4 protein-coding genes are annotated in these 3,986 nt (G+C 40.3%); 2 read left to right on the plus strand and 2 right to left on the minus strand.

Annotation, left to right across the window (positions count from 1 at the left end; all coding sequences use genetic code 11):
* Nucleotides 1-505 precede the first annotated feature (505 nt).
* Together KGY70_18330 and KGY70_18335 are read left to right on the plus strand one after the other, a co-directional pair.
* Nucleotides 506-712 carry a hypothetical protein gene (locus tag KGY70_18330; GenBank protein ID MBS3777159.1) on the plus strand — a complete coding sequence of 69 codons (207 nt, stop codon included), beginning with the start codon at nucleotides 506-508 and terminating at the stop codon, nucleotides 710-712.
* Between the two features lie 289 nt (nucleotides 713-1,001).
* A complete protein-coding gene (locus tag KGY70_18335; protein ID MBS3777160.1) occupies nucleotides 1,002-1,580 on the plus strand; it encodes a thioredoxin family protein in 579 nt (192 codons plus the stop codon).
* Between the two features lie 385 nt (nucleotides 1,581-1,965).
* Here KGY70_18335 and KGY70_18340 read toward each other — a convergent pair whose 3' ends face one another.
* Both KGY70_18340 and KGY70_18345 read right to left on the minus strand, forming a co-directional pair.
* Nucleotides 1,966-2,685 (minus strand): hypothetical protein, encoded by a 720-nt coding sequence (locus KGY70_18340; protein ID MBS3777161.1) that lies wholly within the window; start codon nucleotides 2,683-2,685, stop codon nucleotides 1,966-1,968.
* A gap of 898 nt (nucleotides 2,686-3,583) precedes the next feature.
* Nucleotides 3,584-3,986 (minus strand): hypothetical protein (locus KGY70_18345; protein ID MBS3777162.1); only part of this gene is annotated, 403 nt, incomplete at its 5' end.

The following is a 3,986-nucleotide window of genomic DNA, read 5'->3' on the forward strand; positions in this document are numbered from 1 at the left end:
ACAGATCAGGTTTCACCTGAAATTTGATCTCTTCCAGCCTTCGGAGATGTATAAAAGAATCAATCTTTAAAACATGATGGTAGTATTCTGTCGGATTTTTAGATTAGATCGGTTGTGATCAGAAGATAGATATCATAGTCCTTCGGTGGCCATTAAATCGAAAAGTTTGAGCGTTTGAAGGTTTGACACAAAATACGTTTGACAGGAGTTTAGAGAATAGTTGGCGGTTGGCAATCCGTAAGCTACAACTGGCAGGAATTTAATTGTTTGATTGATTGGATTTAAGGGACAGCTTACTATATTGTAGAATCAAATTTAAGGAAATAGATTTAGCAATACAGTTGGTCCCGCATTCTGCGGGAGCAAAAGGCAGTTGGCAAGCCATATAGCTTCAGTGAGCATGAGGATTTATTGTAACTGCAAATTCATATTGAAGCAGGCAAAGGGCAGTTGGATAATCTATCTATTTTGGTGGAAGCTTCATTCTTAAAGGTAGAAAGCCAACATGAATAAAGGGAAAGTTAGCCCAAAAGTAGGGTATGTCAATCTGATGTGTTCGGAAACTCATCCGAACAATGGGAAAGTCAATCTGAACTGTTCGTCGCATTATCCGGATAATGGGAAAGTCAATCCGAACTGTTCGATATATCATCAGAACAATAGGAAAATCAATCCAAACTATTCGATGAACTATACGGACAATGGTAAATAAAACCCGAACAAGGGGAAAGTAATCCTGAAGAACGGGAAATAAATTTGGAATAATGGAACAATACTCCCCAAAAGGAAGAAGGAAATTCCAAACAATGGGAAGGATATTCCTGATAAGGGGTAAGAAATTCCTGATAAAGGGATATTAATTTGGTATAATGGGACAATACTGCCCCAAAGGCGGAAAGTAATTCCATACAAGCGGAAGGACTACCTGAACCATAGTAATGACCCTGAACAATTCCCCTTCCTTGTTGTTAAGTATAGGAAATAACCAAAAAGGAAGAACTATGGCTTTTACATTGCAGATCGGAGAAAAGGCACCCAATTTTAATCTGTGTGCCACAGATGGAGGGAATTATACCCTCTCGGATTTTCAATCGGACGTGCTGGTGGTATTTTTCACCTGCAACCATTGTCCTTATGTGAAAGGATCGGATGAAGTCACCCGTAAAACGGTGGAACATTTCAAGCCCCGCGGTGTGGACTTTGTGGGTATCAATTCCAACAGCGCCAATACGTACCCCGAGGACGATTATAAAAATATGGCCATGCGTAAGGAAGAGCTCCAGCTCCCGTGGGTATACCTGCGCGATGAAACACAAAACATTGCCAGGGCATACGGAGCTTTGCGCACCCCGCATTTTTTCGTCTTCGACCGCAACCGCAAGCTGATCTATACCGGCAGGGCAGTGGACAGTCCGCGTGATCCCGACCGAATCACCCGCAACGACCTGGAGAATGCCCTGGAAGAACATCTGCAGGGAAAAGAAATATCAGTGCCCCTAACCAATCCCATCGGATGCAACGTAAAATGGGAAGGCAAAGAAGAACACTGGATGCCCCCGGAAGCTTGTGATCTGGTTTAATGTGGATCGGACTTCGTTCTTTTTTTAATTTGGACAAGCCAAAACGGAAACACATTAAATTCCTTCAATGTATCCTGTTTGGTTTTGGCTTGTCCAAATTAGGGAAACACAGCATGAGCACTAACTCGTTGGATCCCGCTATTTGGGGCCAAAAATTTTTGGATTAAACGCTATTTTTTGTAAGGACAAAATTTTCCCAGCAGCCCTGATCGGGAAATATGAAACCAGCATAAAATGATGGCTAAGCACGGATGCAGAAGAAACCGATGAAGAAAATGAACTCAATCAGGATCTGGAATAGACCGTTGAATAATGGTCAGGAAAAAGGCTGGATAAAAGTTGTGCCTTCCCCGAAATTTCGTTGCAGGCTGTGCATGATACATTATCAGTAATTATAATTTTTTTCTTTCCAATCATCAATTATCATTAATGCACTCCCTTCGCTTTCTTCTCCAATACTTATTAAAACATTCGAGCAACCAACAACAACAGATCTGTTTTTCGTCTTTTTTATTAATTGATAAAGTGTTTGTATCAAATCTTTAGGTAATTCTTCCTCAGTTTCTGTGATAAGGGAATTCAATTCGTCTAAAGTTTGGATTAATAAATGATCTCTCCCTGAGTTTAATGCATTTCTAAAAATATCAAATCCTTCCTTTATATAATATTCTGTTAATAATAAACATAATAATCCTACAGCATGACCTTTTCTTTTTGAGGAAAAATTATCCTTTTTCATTTTAAATTCAAATATCAGTTTTATTAAATTGAATATCTCTAAACTGGTTGAATGAACCCGTTTTAGTTTTTGGTCTTTTGTATTTGCTATCAAAGCTTCATCAAGATTTTCACAGTCAAATTCAAAGTCAAGGATCAGATCATCATAAGCCATTTCAATTGAATTTAAAATCTTGGCCTCAATTCTATTTTTATTTTTTCCCTTTTTGTCTATTATTTTCTTTTCAAGCTCTATCAATCTATTGATTAATGCAATCAAATCACAAGACTGAGAACTGTGATATGGTTCTACTATTTCAGATAATTGTTTTTCAATCCTTTCAAAATCCATCTCTTCGTAGTTTTGTTCTTGATCAAATAAATTCATTATCATTTGTTTTTGATGTTTTTGCATGACTGTCAACGTTTACTATATTCAATTAATATCATCCAATGGATTCTTGATACTTGAAAAATCTGTAAAGTTTGCAATACAAACTTTTAAACAAAGGTAATAAAAAAATAATCTGAAAATGAAACGAAAAAAATGTCAGGGAAAAATTTTTCCATTTAGCCTGGATCATTCATAAACGAACGTAGTGATGTTTATGGATGCGCGATGGTTTGCGGGTAGGATCCAGGCTCGCCTTCGCGAAGCTTCAGGCGCCTACGCTAAAGCTTCAGCGACAGCGTGCGGAGCAAGGTAACCCCGCATTAGAAAAACCGGTTTTTTGCGAAATTTATTGAAGCAAAAAGCCAGGTTTTTCAATAGCGTCAGAATTATTCAAGAATAATTCGGGTTAGCATCAGTTTGCCATATGCCTGCTTGTGTATTGCCAGCACTCACCCGTCCGACCGGCATGCATGATTACAATTATTTCTGAGATTTAATGGTTCGTAAGCGGAAGTTGTTGCGGACATTTATATCTATAACCGGTCAGACGGGGTGCCAAGCAGCCGGCCGAATGCTTTTGGCTTCATCATCCACACTGCCTTAGACTTCTAACAACTGCTTGCAGCTAAACGCCAACTTTATAATTTCTGCGAATAAACGAAACTTGTTCGGCTTTTGACGTCCTGCCTGCCGGCAAGCAGGGATGACAACAAAACTTATCCAGCTTTTGACGGAACTTCTTCTCCTCCCTCACTACGCTTAACTCGCTACCATAAACTTCAGTCAAACAAAATATTGTCAACCCGACGACAATCGCAATCTTCTGCTAACCCGGGCATTTAATTTGCTTACGCAGAATGCGGGACCATCTATAGTATAAAATATACTCCCCCTACTCAATCTCCTGAAGCCCTTCCCAGGCATCTTCAAGGCCGGGATCCTTTTCAAGTGCTTTCTCATATTGCCGCCTGCTCATTTCCCTGTATATGTCGGCCCGGGTATTGTGTAGCCCGGCATGCTCCGGATGTATGTTTTCGGCTACATCCAGCAGGTTTAAAGCCTCATCGAGCCGGTTCCGGTCGAACAGCCGCTGTGCATAGTAGTTAAGCACTCCGGCACTAACGGCATGACGATCTACCTTTGCTTTTAATCCACGCCTATAGGCAGACTCCGCCTGATCCTTTTCTCCTTTCAGAATATGCAGATGGCCTTTTGTCAGATAGGGTACGGCCGATTCGGGGTAGAGTGATATGAATTGCTCTGCCGGATCGACCGATCCATTGCCATTTTCATCT

The organism is Bacteroidales bacterium (assembly GCA_018334875.1).
Classification (GTDB): domain Bacteria; phylum Bacteroidota; class Bacteroidia; order Bacteroidales; family UBA12077; genus JAGXLC01.